Source organism: Desulfonatronospira sp. MSAO_Bac3 (assembly GCF_003838035.1).
Lineage (GTDB): Bacteria > Desulfobacterota > Desulfovibrionia > Desulfovibrionales > Desulfonatronovibrionaceae > Desulfonatronospira > Desulfonatronospira thiodismutans.
This window is the reverse complement of record NZ_QYZY01000271.1, coordinates 1-1,245: the sequence shown is the minus strand read 5'-3', so window position 1 is coordinate 1,245 and position 1,245 is coordinate 1. Positions and strand designations below refer to the sequence as shown.

At 49.1% G+C, this 1,245-nt stretch carries 1 protein-coding gene; it reads left to right on the top strand.

The annotated features are described in order from the left end of the window. A partial coding sequence (locus D5S03_RS09200; RefSeq protein ID WP_287043626.1) for a BspA family leucine-rich repeat surface protein occupies positions 1 to 1,245 on the top strand: 1,245 nt, incomplete at both ends.

Below are 1,245 nucleotides of genomic sequence, written 5' to 3'. Positions count from 1 at the left end.
TGTTTGCAGCACTTCAGGATGACCTGGCTTTAAACAGTGGCGTAAAGACAGGCTCAGAGGAGTACGTCATCCATGCACTGGGTCAGACCCTGAGTATCCAGGAGACATTTGAAGGCAACCCGCACAACCTGGAACTGGTGGCAACAGATGGGGCTGCACTGGAGATCCAGGTCCCCATTGACCTTGGATATAAAGACCAGGCGGCACATCTGCAGATGCTTGGCTCCGGCGATATAAGCCTGGAAAGAGTTGGACTTGCCTCAGGTGTTGACAGCCTGACTGTTGCCTGTGACGGCAAGGGTAATCGTGAGTCCTTCAGCCTGGATGCATCCAGTGTAGGTCAGCAGCTCATATTTGAAACCCAGGAAAATACAGAACTGGTAATTGATGAGCTTATTACCGGACCCGGGCTTGGTGCTGACGTACTTTCTCAGGGGATTTTTGTTAAGGGACCAGGCTCGGTTACCATTGAAGGTTTTGATGCCGACGCCGCCCTGGGAGATGACCTGCAGATTTACCTGAATGACAAGGATGCAGAGTTTACCATCCAGGATGACTCCAATCTGGATAAGAATGGATTTGACCTGGAGATAATCGAGAGCTTTTATTATACTGTCACCGAAGCTCAGCTCCGCGAAGCAGTGGAAGATGGCTCCTATGCCGTAGAACATGAAGGTATAGAGTACACCTTCGAGGATTCAGAGTACAATATCGACACCTCGCAGGTAACGGATATGTCCGGTCTTTTTTATGGCTCGGATTTTAATAAGGATATCGGATACTGGGATGTCTCCAGCGTTACGGATATGTTTGGCATGTTCGAATCAGCTGAAGCCTTCAATCAGGACATCGGTGACTGGAATGTCTCCAGAGTTGAAGATATTGGCTGGATGTTTCATAACGCTAAGCTGTTTGAGCAGGATCTCTCGGGCTGGCAGGTTCCAGAAATAGCTGAAAAGCCCCAGAACTTTGCCACAGGTTCTCCTTTGGAAGGAAATCAAGGATGGCACCCCAACTGGGGGGGGCAGGTTACTTCCGAAATTTCCATCCAGTCTATAACTATAACGCCTGAAAAACCTGAGCCAGACCAGGAATTCAGAGTAGATGTAAATATAGAAGAGATGGCAGGTGTAGAGACTGTCAACCTGACTGTTAACCTGGCGATAGCTGGTACTGAGATAAATGAGACCGTAGAGGCAGACTCGCTACAGGGGGCTGAGGAAACAGTTCCCTTTGAAGACCTGG